This is a genomic window from Pseudochrobactrum asaccharolyticum, from assembly GCF_003314995.1.
GTDB lineage: Bacteria > Pseudomonadota > Alphaproteobacteria > Rhizobiales > Rhizobiaceae > Pseudochrobactrum > Pseudochrobactrum asaccharolyticum.
Genome location: NZ_QNRH01000011.1, coordinates 63,202 through 79,515 on the forward strand (window position 1 = coordinate 63,202; position 16,314 = coordinate 79,515).

The following is a 16,314-nucleotide window of genomic DNA, read 5'->3' on the forward strand; positions in this document are numbered from 1 at the left end:
TTGCCTGATGCAGCAGGCTGCATCAGGCTTCAGATGACGTTGGCATTATGAAGCTTATCTTACTCACATATCTGGCTCTTCTGGGATATGGAAGTTATGGCGCTGCTTGGGCAGACGCCAGTTTTCCGCTCGTGGTGAAACATGGCCTGGGGTCAACTGTAATTGAAACTCCGCCCGAGCGCATTGTCACTCTGGGATGGAGCGGAGAGGATTCCCTGTTAGCCCTTGGTGTGACACCGTTGGCAATGCCTCGTTACGGCGTCTTTCCAAGCGGGATATTTCCGTGGAATGAAGAAAAACTGAAGAGCACACCAGTTCTTCTTAATTTCGGCATTGATTATGAGGTCATCGCTGCGCTCAAGCCGGATCTCATTCTCGGTGTTTATTCCGGCCTCCATCAGATGTCCTATAAGCGCCTTTCGTCGATTGCACCAACGGTCGCATATCGTTCCGGGCCATGGCGCGCTGATTGGCGTGAGCAGATGACGATCACCGGCGAAGCACTCGGCAAATCTGATAAAGCAGAAAAGCTTGTTGAAGGGGCGGATGATTTTCTTGTGAAGCTTGGAAAGTCTTATCCTGAACTGACGGGCAAGACATTTACGTTCGGCACATATTTCTCCGGTTCCGGCAATCTTGTCGTTTATTTGCCCTCTGATCCCCGTGTGGAGGCCTTGCGGCTGATGGGGCTGAAACTTTCAGCCGGAGTGGAAGCCCTTGGCAAACAATATCCTCATGAGTTTTCAACGTCTGTAAGCCTTGAGACAATCGACAGCATCGACGCGGATATTCTCATTCTTTGGTTTGCAGATGATGCGCGTGCGGCGCTGGAAGCGCAGTCGCTTTTTCAGGCACTGGGCTCAGTAAGACGTGGATCTTATGTGGCGCTGGAAAGTCCGGTTGAGCTTTGGGCCACGTCTGCGCTGAGTGTTTTATCAATACCTTATGGTTTTCAAAGTTTTGCAACGCGGCTGGCGGATGCCGCAAGATTAACGAAGGATTAGATGATTGAGTGGTCGTGTTGCGGTTCAAAAAAAGACAGACACCGTGTCTGATCCCATACCCTATGTCTATGATTGCTTCTGGGCGGATGTCGTTTCTTTTGAAGAAATAACACCCTCGATGACAAGGTTCATTTTCAAGGTTGAAGACGGGGAACGTTTTATTTCCAGCGGCTGCCCTGATGAGTGGGTGAGGCTGAGTTTTCAGCCAAATGCTGATACGCCTTTGACTTTGCAAGTTCGTGATGAGAACGGAAAATGGAGATGGCCGGATGGAGCTGAGCCATGTCCGGATCGTCCCTACACTGTGCGTTACTGGGATGGTTTTCGTCATGAAATGACAATTGATATTGTTGCTCATGATAGCGGGCTTGCCACCGAATGGGCAAGATCAGCACGCATCGGCGATCGCGTTGGTGTTTGCAATCCCGGTGGTCGTTTTCGCATGCCAAAGCAAACAGATTGGTTGCTGATGGTAACAGATATTACTGGTTTGCCAGCTGTTGCTAGGGTGATGGAAGAATTACCATCCGACTTTGCTGCGTATGTTCATGTCGAAATACCGTTGGAAGAAGATCGGCAATCTTTGAAAACGCAGGCGGAACTTGATCTGACTTGGCACATTACCCATACAAAAAGAACGGGCGGGACGGAGCATTCAAGACTTGCGGCTATCGCGGCCGGTATTACGGCACTGCCAGAGGGCAATGGTTATATTTATATCGCTGGTGAAGCAAAAATGGTGTCGCAAAGCCGTAAGCATTTTCGCGATACGCTTGGCTTCGACAAAAACTGCATTGAGGCTATCGGCTATTGGATTGAAGGCCAGTCGCGCGGATGAGGCGGGACTTCATAAGGTCTGATATCGTGTCATCCACCACCGGACGTCAGGCCACTTCCGTTTTTTTGTGCGGTGTTGTTTTGCTTGCTTGTATATCAGTCATCAGCCTTCTTGTGGGTGCCAGACTGATTTCACCTGAAAGGATGTTTCAGGCTTTAATCGCACCCGACCCGTGGTCGTTTGATCATATTGTGCTGGTGGAATATCGCTTGCCGCGAACCCTGCTTGGTATCCTCTGCGGGGCTGCCTTTGGCGTGTCTGGTGCATTGATACAGGCTGCAACCCGCAACCCGCTCGCAGACCCGGGAATATTAGGTGTCAATGCAGGGGCAGCATTCGCTGTGACGCTGGCAGTTGGCGTGCTCGGTTTTCATTCCATCGGTGCATATCTCTGGTTTGCCTTTTTAGGCGCAATTGTCGTTACACTTGTTGTTTATGCCTTGGGTACGAGCGGTCGTGATGGGGCGACACCCGTGCGGTTGGTATTGGCTGGTGTTGCTTTATCGGCGGTTCTTGGTGGCATCGGTTCTTTAATCACATTACTTGATCCGCAAACATTTAATGCCATGCGTTTTTGGTCAATCGGTTCCATTGCCGGACGTGATATGGGCGTGGTTGTAACCGTTGCTCCATTTATCGGGATCGGCTTGGTAATTGCGCTTATCGCTGCAAGATCTCTGAATGCCGTGGCGCTTGGGGACGATCTGGCTCATTCGCTCGGAGCCAATATTCTGCGCGCACGAATACTGACACTGATTGCGGTGACATTGCTTGCAGGTGCAGGTACGGCTGCTTGTGGCCCTATTGGTTTTATCGGCCTGATGGTGCCGCATGTGGTGCGATGGTTTACCGGCCCCGATCAACGGCGGATTATTCCTCTGACGATGCTTTATTCTCCGGTTTTGCTGTTATCAGCGGACATAGTGGGACGTCTCCTTCTCCATCCAAGTGAGCTTGAAACCGGCATTGTGACGGCTTTTATTGGTGCGCCAGTTTTAATCCTGTTGGCGCGGCGCAGACAAGCGAGCGGCCTATGAGTGGCACTCAGTCTTCTCGTATTAATTTTGGTCGTTCTGTGCATAGTGTGCGCAGCTTTGGCGGGCATTTATCGGTTCGGCTGGATACGCGCTCATTATTTATTTGTCTCGCGCTTCTGGTTCTGTCGGTTTGCGTTACTGTTTTTTCGCTGCTGAGTGGTAAATATCCGATCACGCTGACTGATATATTACGCGCGTTCACAGGGGATGGTGACGCTCAGGTGCGGATGATTGTCATGGAATGGCGTCTTCCCCGCATTGCTCTGGCTTTTTTGCTGGGCGCTGCACTTGCTATGAGCGGAGCGATTTTTCAGAGTTTAACCCGTAATCCTCTCGGATCGCCTGATATTATCGGTTTCTCTGCAGGATCTTACACTGGTGCTCTGGTGGTCATGCTACTTTTTTCCGGTGGTTATTATGAGACCGCAATTGGTGCACTGATTGGCGGTATTCTCACCGCAATAGCTGTTTATCTGTTGGCCTATCAGCGCGGCGTGCAAGGTTTCCGGCTCATTATTGTTGGCATTGGTGTCGCCGCTATGTTGTCTTCTTTCAATATATGGATGATCCGTGAGGCAGAACTACAAATTGCGATGAGTGCGGCCATATGGGGCGCTGGTTCACTCAATGGTCTGGGGTTTGAACAGCTTGGGCCGGTTTTTATCGCGCTATCCGTTGTTGCTCCATTGGTCATCTTTCTTTCGCGTATGATGGCGCAACTTGAGATGGGCGATGATATCGCCCGTGCTTCAGGCGTCAACAGCAACAGAGTGAGAGTTGCGTTGATGGTGCTTGGTGTGGCGCTTACTGCAATCGTCACTGCCGCAGCAGGTCCGATTTCCTTCATTGCGCTTGCTGCACCACAGATTGCAAGACGCTTGAACCGCTCAGCTGATGTTGCGCTCGTACCGTCAGCCTTGATGGGAGGGCTTTTGCTATTGGCTGCCGATTGGGCTGCGCAGCACGCCTTTCGTTCCCAACTCCCGGTTGGTGTCATGACGGTGAGTATTGGCGGGCTTTATTTTGTTTGGCTATTGATACGGGAGGGTCGCAAATGACTAATTCGCAATTAGAGGTTGGCCGTCTTCACACGGTTAATGTGTCATTGCGCTATGAAGAGCGCATAATTTCTCAAAATCTATCGGTCTCTATACCGGATGGCTCCTTCACTGTGATCGTGGGGCCGAATGCCTGTGGTAAATCCACACTTTTGCGCGCACTTTCGAGACTGCTGTTTCCGTCTGCCGGAAATGTGATGCTGGATGGTAAAAATATAACCGATCGCACAGCCAAAGAGGTGGCTCGCTGCCTTGGCCTTTTGCCACAAAGTTCGATTGCGCCAGAAGGTATCAGTGTTGCTGATCTGGTAGCGCGTGGTCGCTATCCGCATCAATCCTTCTTCCGGCAATGGTCGAGTGCCGATGAAGACGCTGTTATCAGAGCGATGGAGGCAACGCGTATTGTCAGTCTGTCAGGGCGTCAGGTTGCGGATCTTTCCGGCGGTCAGCGTCAGCGTGTCTGGATTGCCATGGTGCTGGCACAAGAGACACCGATTCTATTATTAGACGAGCCGACCACGTTCCTTGATATTGCACATCAGATTGAACTCATGGATTTACTGGCTGAACTCAATAATGAGGGGCGCACCATTGTTGCTGTGCTGCATGACCTCAATCAGGCTTGTCGTTATGCCTCGCATTTGATCGCAATGAAAGACGGGGCAATTGTTGCAAAGGGCAGACCGTCAGCGATCGTAACGCCCGAACTGGTTGAGCAAGTCTTTGGCTTGTCATCCATTATTATTCCTGATCCGGTTTCCCATACGCCACTTATTGTGCCCAAAGGGCGGCATAAGCCTGATGCTGTTGAGAAATCTTGCCGCTTAGAAACGGAGCAATATTGTGTATGATGACCTGAAACGCTTTGCGGCTTATTATCGTCCACATTGTTTTTTATTCCTGCTCGATTTTGCATCGGCGGTTGTGGCAGGGCTTTTGGAACTCGCTTTTCCAATAGCTGTAACGTTATTTATTGATCGCCTTTTGCCGACAAATCAGATCGGCATGATTGCGCTCGCCACATTTGGTCTGTTCTTTATCTATCTGATCAATTCGGGGCTTCAAGTGATTGTCACTTATTGGGGACATATGCTCGGGCTCAAAATTGAAACTGAAATGCGTCGTAAAGCCTTTGATCATTTGCAAAAACTTTCTTTCGGTTTTTTTGACAATCAGAAAACCGGCCACCTCGTTGCGCGACTGACCAAGGATCTGGAAGAAATTGGCGAGGTGGCTCATCATGGCCCCGAAGATTTATTCATAGCATTAATGACTTTGATCGGCGCCTTCCTGCTGATGATGTGGGTGCATCAGCCATTGGCACTGATCACTGCGACCATCGTTCCGGTCATAGCTATAATGACTACGATCTACGGTAAACGGATGACGGCCAATTCACATGCGCTTTATAGCCGGATCGGGGAGTTCAACGCGCGTATAGAGGAAAATATTGGCGGTATTCGCGTTGTACAGGCCTTTGTCAATGAGGCTTATGAGCGAGCTTTGTTTGCCGAAAATAACCGCAACTATCTGCTTACCAAACTTGAAGCTTACAAAGTGATAGCCGCATCCATGTCGCTGTCCTATCTTTCAATGCGCTTTGTTCAGGTCGTCGTCATGCTGATTGGCGCATGGTATGTTGTGCAGGGTGAATTAACGTCAGGCGGCTTTGTCGGTTTTTTACTTTTAGTGGGGGTCTTTTTCAGGCCAATAGACAAAATCAACTCAATCATTGAGACCTATCCGCGCGGTATTGCAGGATTTCAGCGTTACTTGGCATTTCTTGACACGAGAGCAGACATTATAGATCGGGACACGGCCATTAACGTTGATCGATTGAAAGGGCGCATTAATTATAGCCATGTCTGTTTCGGTTATTCGGCGAATAAACCTGTCTTCGCGAGTTTAAGCTTTTCGATTTTTGCGGGCGAGACTGTCGCCTTTGTTGGCTCATCGGGCGCTGGTAAGACGACAATTTGTTCACTGCTGCCGCGTTTTTATGATGTGCTTGGCGGTGTGATCAAAGTCGATGATATCGACATTCGAGATATGACGTTGCAATCATTGCGTAAAAATGTAGGCATAGTTCAACAGGATGTTTTTTTATTCGCGGGCACTATTCGTGAGAATATTGCATATGGCCGCCTTGATGCAACCGAAGCGGAGATTATCGAAGCCGCGCGACGTGCACGCTTGAATGATGTGATTGCAGCACTTCCCTCTGGTCTTGATACGATCATCGGTGAACGCGGTGTTAAACTCTCAGGCGGACAGAAACAGCGCTTGGCTATTGCTCGTATCTTTTTAAAAAATCCACCGATCCTCATTCTTGATGAAGCAACATCGGCACTAGACACGGAGACTGAACGTGCCATCCAGCAATCACTTGCTGATTTAGCAGAGGGCCGGACTACATTGATTATTGCACACCGGCTTGCGACTATCGTCAATGCGGATCGTATTTTTGTGGTGGAAGATGGATCTATTGCTGAGGAAGGCTCGCACGCAGAATTATTGGCAAAACAGGATGGACCTTATCGCCGTCTGCATCTTGCACAAAATTATCCGTGGCGCGTTTAGGTAACCATTCTAATGTGCTTTCTAAGCGATACTGTAGATGATTGATTTTTTGCTAGTAATGCAAAATCGGAGTCTTTGATTTTAGTTCTAGAACAAAACTTTAAATCAGGATTGTCAATGAATGTCGGTATCGGTGGTTGCGCGCCCCCGCAACCAAACAAAATTCAAAATACTCAATTAATTCAAATAATTGGATGATGATTTTTGTTTGTCGAAACCCCCCGAAAAGCATCGCAAACTCGTTTTATCAGTTATAACAGTGCTTTAGCTAAAACAGGTTCAAATCGGGGGTGACGAACCACGCAACCACATACAATACTTAATGACCGTGATGTGGGAGCAAGGGGCAATCCAAAAAAGTATGAACCATCGCGATATATAGACATTTGTCTCGCACTCGATCTTTATTGAGCGTTCATGATAATCGAACGGCAGCTTTGCGGACGGCAGCTGCCGGACCGTAATCGCGCCTATTCCGGACGTTAGCGTAGCATCCACACGCATTCCATAGCGGTCGTTCCGCTTATCATGCATTCAACGTCTGAGAAGGAGTGGTTTACAGAGTGTCCGCTTTCATTCGTCAGGCCGGAGAAGCGGAGGCCAAGGGCTTTTCTTTGAAGTTCAGTTTCAACGATACCGCGGAAAGCTATGGCCGCAAGCCCTCCAAAGGTGTGGCCATTGTTACCTTGAACATGAGTGGCTTAAGCTATTTGTCAGTTGATCAAACTAGGGGGGCAACTATCTTCTCGACTTTGATGCCTTCGAAACCACCGTAGCAGAAGTCTTCGTTTTCCGACAGGGCTCGGTAAAGCTTGGCTAACCAGTAGTTCGGTCCAGCGACTTCCTCGAAGTCCGCTGCCAGTTCGCTCAATTTTTCGACCATCCATACTTGATTATCGGGCGTTGCAATATTGCGATTGTTCGCTGCGTTTATGGCTGAAAATAGAAGATTTTGCGTTTGCCTGTCAGGATATCACGCTTGGATTGTAACAAATTGCGGATGATTTTGGTCTGGTCTTGCCAAAACTTGAATTCCATGAGGTGGTCAGTGTCGGTGTCTTAAATAAGTGGCGTATGGTCATTTGCTCTGATGCGGATGTGCCAGAAGGCAGATAGTCTACTTTCTGGCACATCAGAATATGGCGGAGAGCCTTAACGCTTAACTACTTCGCTATCTTCATGGACAATGCGGTAGTTGTCTTGTAGGTCCAGTACATAAGTGAAATTCGAGGTCCCGCTGGATTGCTTGTTGCGGTCAGGACTGGACACTGTGTAATCATAAAGACCGTAGACTGCACAAAGGCCATTTTCACATTTGGCTTTCAGCGAGCTTTCATCAACGACAAAACGTCTGACCGGCCAGCGGCTGAAATAGCTGTTTTTATCCTGCAAAATTTCTGCTTTGGGGCGCCGTTTTTTGAAGTAATCGACAGTATCGGCGTAATATTCATTCACGAATGCCATCGCATCATCATTATTGGCACTGCCAGTCTGGATCATGAGGGCGGCAACATTCATGGCCTTATTCTCATCATTCATTGCCGGCATGGCGCTTGGCGCATTGTGCTGTTGCTGAGGATTGGCATTGGCATCACTCGGGCGGGCGGCTTGTTGCGGTGCCTGAGCCGGACTAACATGACTTGGTGTAGTAACATTGCCGCTATTGGGCTGGACCGGTTGCACTGAGGCAACTTGGGTTTCACCGGTGCGATTGATACCGTATTTCACCACTTCCTGCGGGCTGAAATAATACATATCCTTGGCTGGTGTGCTGAACATAATACCCAGCACATCGGCTGATACGCCATATTTTGGCAAAGTCGCCACAATATCCGATACGCCAAATTGCGCTTGTTCTCCGCTGAGTTCCGGTGCGGAAATTTGGTGAACGCCAAGACGGCCATCGGCAACACGGTTTTTGCCTGCAAAGAACACAAAGGAACAGGCTGAAGCGCAATATGAATCCGGCGGAATATAAGTATTCATGCCCCGCTCATAGACTTCTTCCGCGATAACCAGACCGATATGAACCAGACCACCTGGATTGTTGCTCAAAATAAGCGTGTTGACAGCAGGGTTCTCACGCAATGCTTTTTTAAGGTTGAGCAGGTCATTTGCGCCCACCTGACCGGTATAAATGAGAAGCTCAGGCTTATCTGGAAAGAAGAAAAACGGCCCATAGCGCTCGAAATTTGCTTCTTGCTGTTGTGGTGCCTGTGCACTGACCACAACAGTGCCGGAGAGTGAGAAGGCGAGGCAGGCACTCGCAAATAATGACTTGTAATTGATCATGAACCCAGTTGCCCCCTATTATTCCAATCCATTCGGATAAGGCTCGATCGCATCGGCCTGTACCCAGCCTTGCGGACAAGATAAAATTTTACCGCTCTTAAGCTGCTTACAATTTTCCATAGTCGTGCGGTAAGGCTCCGACAATGGTGCAGAGACGCGGCATAAAACATCCACTCCGTCGCATTTGTCAAATCTATCAATCGGCATTGCCATGATGAAATATTCAGCGTCTGAAATGCCGGTTTTGGCCGTGGCCTTGATGCAAACAAGCTGATCCTCGGCCAGAGTGGCGACGACATTCTGATCACTGCCGCCAGCGCCTGCGCTGAGCTTGGCAGGCCCGCCATAGATCGCGCCATAATAGGGTGCAACCGCGCAATCACTATGAATGGTCACTTCGTAATTTCCTGCGCTACAGTTAAGCCCCTTAGCATCGCTGCATTGAATGCCGGATTGCTGCAGCAATCCGCTGAGTTTGGCGCCTTCCAGATCGCCTTCTGCTGGACCCGCCTTTGCAGATAATGGCTGCGACAGGCTTAAGGCTGCAACGAGCATCAGACCTGTCAAAATTTTAGAAGTGAATCTATTGCTCATAATTGGCATGCCTTTTTCTTATCAAATCCATCGAGAGCCAACACAAGTGCCTTGCCAAATTGCATAGCATTGACGTCGCATCCTGCAACAGCAACCATTGCGCCGCCTTTGTCTTCATCGGTGATGTCGCCATGAACAAAGGTTTGCAGCGACGCAGAATTTGTTCCATTGACCTGTAAAGCCTGAAAGCGCAACGGATCAGCTTTACCGCTATCAATCAGGATCACTTTGCCTGTGGCTTGGGGAAGAAAATCGGCCAGATAAATGGTACAGCCTGTATTCGCTTCCGTTACTGCGCATAGGCTCGCATAATTCTGAAACAGATAATCCGGCATCAGCGTAAAAGCATTGCGGGTTATCTGCTGGATTTCCTCATTGTCCGGCACAAAAACCGCCTGCTCAATGAGCTGATCGCGCAGTTTAAGCCCCTGTGCAGGTGTGATGACTTGTTCCGGTACGGATAGTGGTTTGGATTTTTCAGGGAGCAGCGTGCCCAGAAGTTTTTCAAGCTCAGGCTTGTCGACAACAGCTTCTCTTAAGGTTTTGAGGGCACCGGCACCGGGTTGTCCCCATTTCATAAGCTGCTTTACACTATTTTCGGTAAAGCGCGCATCTCCCGCCAATGCCATGCTCACCTGCTGCTGTGCAGCAACACGTAACGGAGACAGTGCATCCGTCAAAGCCAGAGCAAAAATGCAGTAGACCGGAAGCACCATGACAAGGTTGATGCAGCGTAAACGCTGTGCCCATGATGGTCCACTGGTTAGCGCCCACAGATAGGCAAAACCGTAAGTAAGCCCGATGACTGTCAGGTAAATGAATGTGACATCAACCGGCACTAGCCCGAAGCTTTGATAATCACCATAAAGCAGCCATGCGGTCCGGAAACCGAAAGCCAAAACTGCAATCCCTGCAATTTTGCCCAGCTTGTCATAACCACCCTGCAGTCGTTCTGTTTCATTGCGTTCGGCAATGATGGTGGCAATAATTGACCAGCTCAGCATTGCCCACAGTGTGAGGCTGATCGAAAACTGGGAGTCACTGTCCGATTCTGTGCCAAAAAACACGATCAGCATCATCATTGCCATGAGCGGTAACAGAAGTTGCGGCCCTACCAGATGTGCAATAAAGCGCGATCTTGGCGAGATAAAAGATGGCTCTAGCCGATCTGTTAATATAGCAACCACACCGGCGATCGCGCCGCCAATGAGCCACGGGATCAAGCGCATCAGTTCGGGATCGGCAATATCTGTACCGATGCCCGAGGCTGTGGAATAAATAGCGACCCAAAACAGGCTGGCAAGCGCTCCGAAGACGCGCCAGCAAATATTCCATGCGGATTGATAGATGACTGTATAATCAAAATGACGGGTCTGCGTATAGGAAACCCAAAAAGGCAGTGGCAGCAGAATGATCATCAAGAGTGGCGTGGCAACCACTGTTTGCCCTGTAAACTCACCTGTCAGAATACCGTTGGATGCAAAATAAGCAAAAGCCGCAACGAGCAAGCCATTGAAAATAGCACCCGCTATGACCCATGGCAGGCGTATCAATCCCGCAATACCAAGAATAGTTACTGCTGCAGCACCAATGCCGTAGCCGGTAATATTGCTCAAGCCTTGATCAGCTATAAAACTGCTGACATCCAGAAAACCAAAAATGGTACCAAGCACCAGACTGGCTATCAGAATTAAGACAGACTTTTGCATAAGTATCCTTGATTCGTTATTACAAAATGCAAATGCTTAATGTATACGCCCTATGTGTCAATCTTAAGCACACTAACTCAAGTATATAAATTTCTTTATTTTGTGGTTTATCTTCATGAGAAATAAAAGCCTTTTTACTTCCCTTTTAACACTGCTGGCACTCGGCGGCGGGCTATCAGTGGTTGATACGGCGCCTGCATTCGCTGCGCCTAATTGCTCGGGTGAAACATTCATTTCTTGCAATGTCGCCAAGAATAAGCATCTCCAGATTTGCATCGAACCTGCCAATGGCGATGCAGAGCCGAAGTTTACTTATCAATTTACTGAAAAAGACAAAGACGGGCTTTCGTTGCATGAGGATTTTTCCGCCAAAACCGTCTCACCATGGAAAGGTGTTGGCAGAGCCATTACCTCAACCGTTACTTTTAATAATGAGGGCTATAAATATCAGGTCTGGCAGAGTTTTGACCGGCTTGATGAGGAAGCTGAACTGGAAGCTGGCGTTCATATCGCCAAAGGGGATCAGGATGTTGCATCCTTTACTTGCCAGCGTGACGCTCAAACCAAGATTGCCCCGCTATTCGCGCTTGAGGATGCCATGGAACAAGCCGGATGGTGCTACATTCAGGATCGTTTCGAATGGCAGCAATGTACTGATAAAGCTCAGTAAATTGGCAGCTATAATATAAGGTTTCACAATTGAAAGCTATTGCCGTGTGGTTAATTCAGCCCTGCACGCTTTTGTTTTGGCTTTAAAATTTGGGGAGAAATTCTAATGTTTTATTCAAGTGTAACAAAAACGCTGTTTGCGGTTGCTTTATGCTCGGCTGTGCTTGTGCCAAGTGCTGTGATGGGGCAAGAAAAAGAAAATATGGCAAAAATTGCCGAGTTTGGCGGAGCGATGCATGCCATGGCTGAAGAATGCGGCAGTTATTCCGCTGAGCAGCTGAAAGAGATGAAGGCAGGACAGCAATCTGCATCTTCCGCTGGCGGACTTTCATCAGCAGAGTTCGACACAATTTTCGCCAAAGGCTATGAAGAAACCAAAACTAAAATTGCTGCAGGTAGTACAAGGCAGAAGCAGACCATGTGCGAACAGATGAAAAAAATGCAGAACTAAGCTCTGCGTATATAAAATTTCGTGCTTTTGACTCTCCTATAGGAGAGCCTGTGCGTATCTTGATCAAAAAGCCTATCGTGGTAGTCAGCGTAAATAGGTGAGTAATGGCTTAAGATTTTATAACATTTAAAAGATTTGTTTTAATGAAATTGTTACCCTTTATTGGGTTGTCTTCCTTGGTTAATCTATTCTCGATTTCCAATGTATTCGCACAGGTTGAAAGGGTTTCGGCTACGCCGCCGTTGGCTGTTTATGCTGGAAAATATGTCTATGATGAAGTGGATGGCACGCGTTTTCTGAACCACCCGCAGGTGCGCGCTGCTATTGAAGCCGCAGTGCCGACTGGGGACGTGCGCGATATTCTTTATACGGAAGTGCGGACGTCACACCGATCATGAAGGTGGGTGGAAAACTTCTTTATACACGTGGTTTTGAGCCTGCGAGTGGTGGTGACGTGAATTGGGGCGTGATGATCGCCGCTGACGGGAGTGTGGCTGCGGTCTGCTATGGACAATTTGCAGATAAGAATGCCCAAGCGGCAGCTTGGTATGCAGAAGGTGAAAAAGCTTTTTCACTTGCGATGATGTGTCCATCCGAAGCTTCGGAAATTGAGGTGAGTTTTGGTGATTGGCTTAACGGCTCCATTCCGGGCTAAAATCTTTCCTCAATTGTCAGGCCCTATATTCGCAAAAGAATAAGCATTCATATTTCAGCTTCATATCTTAGGGTGTCTTGCTGGTGCGCGATCTCGCTTATATGATCTGTCTGGTGTTGTAATGATGCAAATTCATGGATTTTGGGTTCATTTTCACATTCACTTGAAATGATAGGTTCAGGTGGCGCGAAACTGCAAATATGACAAGCGGAGCTACAAACACGCAATCGCATCGAGATTATGTTCGGCCGCCTCAAGGACTGGCGGCGCGTTGCAACCCGATCCGCCGATGTCCGGAGACTTGCCTCTCAGCCATCCTTATCGCCTCAACCGTCATCTTCTCGCTGTGAAACTCAATGAGTCTGGAACCTTATAGGTAAGGCTTAAATTTCAATTGAGAATAAATGTCGTAATCGGTGGCTACGCGCCTCCGCAACTAAATAGAGCCGAGAACTCTCAATTAATTCAAATAGTTGGTTGATGGTCTTTGTATTTCAAAAACCCCAGAAATGTATCGAAATCTCTTTTTATCAGTTATAACAGTGCCTTAGCTAAATAGGTTCAAATCGAGGCGTAGCGGACCACATATAATATTTAATGACTGTAATGGGTGCAGGTATCTGTTTTAGCGATATTTTGTGTACAGCAATCCGTCTGCTTTTGGACCAATTGATGCCGTAGCTAATTTTAAATCTGATACTATTACTCATGGAAATAGGGTTGTTTTCCATATGTTTCAGTTCTCTGAATGACTGTTTGGGTGCAAATTCAGATGGTTCAGGTCAGGTTTGGTTTTAATTATGTAGTCATGGCTTCATTGTTCATCAGATATATTTATAATGATAGTATTTTTACTTCTACCAAGTTTCAGTGATAGCTTTTCCTGAGATGCTGCTTTTTATATCGTTATTCGATAGTAATTTAAGCAGGCAGAGGGCATATCAATGAAACTGAGATCTATATTGACTTTGGCATCAACGACGTGTTTGTCTGCGGGCTTCTTGACGAGTCTTTGCTCCGGTAGCGCTCATGCTTTCACCCCCCATATAATTACTGATGCGAACGGCAATCCCGTTTTTGAATTGCGGATGTTTTATCCGCAAGACGGGAAATTTTTCAGGAATGATACCTCAACTTGGGTCTTTGACCCGCCCACAATTGATCGTACAAAATCAGCAGCTCAATATTGGGCAGACATCATCAAGATCACTCCGGGGCAAAATCCAGCCATCATTAATGTGGGCACCATGGAGGAGGATAATGCCTATGCATCTAGTGACATTTCGCAATGGATGAATGGTGCAGGCTCACTTATAAATTCCGCTCTGAATAATGGTGTGATCGACCCGGAGCGCTTGCTGGACGGAGCGCACGGGATAATCGGGATAGGAAAAATGGATTGGGATTGGGAGCAGCCCTTTGTCCCATCACAACTGATCCAAACCCCTAAGGTCGATATGACCAGTACGCTCATGCATGAAGTAGCCCATGCGCTCGGAATATCCGCAACAGTCTATTCTCAACAATCAGGTAACAACCCTGTTAAGGCAAAGTTTGCACCTGTTCTGAATGCCTGGACCAGTCATCTGATTGATAGCAATGGCAAGGCTGCCGCACCTGATCAAACGATTATTTGCAATTTTTGTGAACCCGCTGCGGCAGGAGCTGATACATTTGATGCCGATGACGGATTTGCTTATTTTACAGGGTCGAATGTAGATGCAGTGCTCAATGGTGCCATGCCGGGTGTTCCTGTGCGTGTTGATTCAAATCTGGTGCCTGGCTATAAGGACGACCCGTTTTCGCATACTGAGCTTAGGAACAGTATGATGAGCCATCAACAATATTCAAATTATATGTCGCTGATGGAGGCTGAATTCGCAGCCTTACAAGATATTGGCTACTCAATTGATCGCCGTAACCTGTTTGGCTACTCGGTCTATAATGATGGCATTACCTTGATCAATGATAATCCCTTCTTCGCTCGCAATAGTGAAGGCACTGCCTATATCCCCAACAGCTATAACACCGCGACCATGGGGCTCGGTCTTCATATCTATGGAAGTGGCAATATAATTGCCCAACGCGCAGATTTGCTATCCGCAGGGGCGGGCGGTGCAGGTATTCGTGTCGATGGTATCGGCAATACGATGACTATTTTGCCCGGAACACGGGTTCACGCCAACGGTGAGAACGGTCTTGGTGTGTTGTTTGCTTACGGAAAAAATCACACCCTGACGCAACGTGGTGATGTGCAAGCACTGGGTGAAAATGGTATCGCGGTCAGTTTTGACTTTGGCCATAATTCACTAGGTGACAACAATGAATATCGCGGTTCTTATTTTGTAACCTCGGGAAAACTAGATTTAGAAAGTTATTTTCCCGATTATTATGAAACGGCTCTGAATGAAGTGAATGGCCCACTTGTTTCAAGTTTCGATCTGACCGGCCGTGTTGCAGGTAACAAGGCTGCAATCTTCATGTCTGAAAATGCCTTGGTGGGACAGATCAATGTCATGCAGGGTGCCAGCATCACTGGTGATATTATTTCCGAGTATGCAGAAGAAGATGATGATGGTAATTTGCGCCTGACGGAGCTGAGTTTCGGCTTGAAGGCTGATGCACAAGGGAATTCGACTGGCACAGCGGATACGGATTTCAGACTGGCTTACGGTAGCAATATCAAGGGCAAGAATATTTCGCTGCATCTTGATGGCGGCACAACACTGCTGACCGGCAACCATCAAGTCTTTGATGTCGGTGTGGCGCAAGCAGCAACGCTTTCCGGTCAAGGGATTTACCAGATAGATGCAGCCCAGCAGTTCCGCAATAGCGGGATATTAAATCCTTCTGTTGCTGGAGCAACAATCACGATTGACGGAAATTATGCTCAGTCAGCTACCGGCACCTTGCAACTCGCATTCAATGATCAGTCTGACATCAGCAGCCTAATTGTAAACGGTAGTGCTGGTCTTAATGGCACGATCAGCTTTGCACCTGATCGCGGTTATTATCGTGATGGTTTCACCGTCACTTCAAACGAGTGGTTACAAGTGGGCGCAGTGAGTGGTAACTTCACAAATGTTAGCACCACATTGAGCTCACCGACACTTAACGCGAGTGCGACAGATAATGGTAATCTGTCTTATACGGTGTCATTGAGCCGTGATGCGAATGCCTATTCGCAATATGCGGGAGATAGTGAAGACCGTGAAGTTGGCGCTGCATTGGATGGTCTCGCCACTAATGCTGCGGCAGAGTTTAAACCATTGCTCGCAGCACTGGATTTTTCTGCACCTGACGGCTCAACCATTCGCTCAAGCCTGCCGCAGCTAAGTGGTGAGGCCTATGCATCCGCAAGTGGCGTTTTGCTCAATGCCAGTGGCATCACCCGGTCATCGGTCAGTAATCGCCTGTCTCAGGCATT

General features: G+C 48.1%; 14 protein-coding genes and 2 pseudogenes. 12 read left to right on the forward strand and 4 right to left on the reverse strand.

Annotated features, from left to right (window positions below; genetic code table 11):
* Positions 1-47: 47 nt before the first annotated feature.
* From DFR47_RS19180 to DFR47_RS19205, 6 genes are read left to right on the forward strand one after another with little or no spacing between them, the layout of a single operon-like run.
* Positions 48-1,004 carry an iron-siderophore ABC transporter substrate-binding protein gene (locus tag DFR47_RS19180; RefSeq protein ID WP_113946124.1) on the forward strand — a complete coding sequence of 319 codons (957 nt, stop codon included), beginning with the start codon at positions 48-50 and terminating at the stop codon, positions 1,002-1,004.
* Positions 1,005-1,008: 4 nt separating this feature from the next.
* Positions 1,009-1,842, forward strand: a complete 834-nt coding sequence (locus tag DFR47_RS19185) for a siderophore-interacting protein (RefSeq protein ID WP_245416650.1) — start codon at positions 1,009-1,011, stop codon at positions 1,840-1,842.
* Positions 1,839-2,879, forward strand: a complete 1,041-nt coding sequence (locus tag DFR47_RS19190) for a FecCD family ABC transporter permease (RefSeq protein WP_113946125.1) — start codon at positions 1,839-1,841, stop codon at positions 2,877-2,879. The genes DFR47_RS19185 and DFR47_RS19190 overlap by 4 nt, the downstream gene beginning before the upstream one ends.
* Positions 2,876-3,937, forward strand: a complete 1,062-nt coding sequence (locus DFR47_RS19195; RefSeq protein ID WP_113946126.1) for a FecCD family ABC transporter permease — start codon at positions 2,876-2,878, stop codon at positions 3,935-3,937. Before DFR47_RS19190 ends, DFR47_RS19195 begins: the two co-directional genes overlap by 4 nt.
* On the forward strand, positions 3,934-4,788 hold the full coding sequence (locus DFR47_RS19200; RefSeq protein WP_113946127.1) for an ABC transporter ATP-binding protein: 855 nt from the start codon (positions 3,934-3,936) through the stop codon (positions 4,786-4,788). Before DFR47_RS19195 ends, DFR47_RS19200 begins: the two co-directional genes overlap by 4 nt.
* Positions 4,781-6,517: an ABC transporter ATP-binding protein gene (locus DFR47_RS19205; protein ID WP_113946128.1), complete on the forward strand. Its 1,737-nt coding sequence runs from the start codon at positions 4,781-4,783 to the stop codon at positions 6,515-6,517. Before DFR47_RS19200 ends, DFR47_RS19205 begins: the two co-directional genes overlap by 8 nt.
* 721 nt (positions 6,518-7,238) lie before the next feature.
* Here the strand turns inward: DFR47_RS19205 and DFR47_RS22025 are convergent.
* The 4 genes from DFR47_RS22025 to DFR47_RS19220 all read right to left on the reverse strand — a co-directional run bounded on the left by DFR47_RS22025 (position 7,239) and on the right by DFR47_RS19220 (position 11,112).
* On the reverse strand, positions 7,239-7,400 hold the full coding sequence (locus DFR47_RS22025; RefSeq protein WP_210207347.1) for a hypothetical protein: 162 nt from the start codon (positions 7,398-7,400) through the stop codon (positions 7,239-7,241).
* A 269-nt stretch (positions 7,401-7,669) separates the two neighbouring features.
* Positions 7,670-8,809, reverse strand: coding sequence for a COG3904 family protein (locus DFR47_RS19210; RefSeq protein ID WP_113946129.1), 1,140 nt, complete (start codon positions 8,807-8,809; stop codon positions 7,670-7,672).
* 18 nt (positions 8,810-8,827) lie between these two features.
* A complete protein-coding gene (locus DFR47_RS19215; protein WP_113946130.1) occupies positions 8,828-9,403 on the reverse strand; it encodes a hypothetical protein in 576 nt (191 codons plus the stop codon).
* Positions 9,400-11,112, reverse strand: coding sequence for a hypothetical protein (locus tag DFR47_RS19220; RefSeq protein ID WP_113946131.1), 1,713 nt, complete (start codon positions 11,110-11,112; stop codon positions 9,400-9,402). The genes DFR47_RS19215 and DFR47_RS19220 overlap by 4 nt, the downstream gene beginning before the upstream one ends.
* Before the next feature lie 115 nt (positions 11,113-11,227).
* Between DFR47_RS19220 and DFR47_RS19225 the strand changes: the two genes are divergently transcribed.
* From DFR47_RS19225 to DFR47_RS19250, 6 genes and pseudogenes are all read left to right on the forward strand, one after another.
* Positions 11,228-11,782, forward strand: coding sequence for a hypothetical protein (locus DFR47_RS19225; protein ID WP_113946132.1), 555 nt, complete (start codon positions 11,228-11,230; stop codon positions 11,780-11,782).
* Positions 11,783-11,887: 105 nt separating this feature from the next.
* Entirely contained in the window at positions 11,888-12,232 is a 345-nt protein-coding gene (locus DFR47_RS19230; protein WP_113946133.1) for a hypothetical protein, read from the forward strand.
* Between the two features lie 143 nt (positions 12,233-12,375).
* Positions 12,376-12,630 carry a hypothetical protein gene (locus tag DFR47_RS19235; protein WP_113946134.1) on the forward strand — a complete coding sequence of 85 codons (255 nt, stop codon included), beginning with the start codon at positions 12,376-12,378 and terminating at the stop codon, positions 12,628-12,630.
* Positions 12,627-12,887: a hypothetical protein gene (locus DFR47_RS19240; protein WP_113946135.1), complete on the forward strand. Its 261-nt coding sequence runs from the start codon at positions 12,627-12,629 to the stop codon at positions 12,885-12,887. The genes DFR47_RS19235 and DFR47_RS19240 overlap by 4 nt, the downstream gene beginning before the upstream one ends.
* 196 nt (positions 12,888-13,083) lie before the next feature.
* Positions 13,084-13,237: pseudogene (locus DFR47_RS19245) on the forward strand (IS5/IS1182 family transposase); the annotation flags it as partial.
* A gap of 594 nt (positions 13,238-13,831) precedes the next feature.
* Positions 13,832-16,314: pseudogene (locus DFR47_RS19250) on the forward strand (hypothetical protein); the annotation flags it as partial.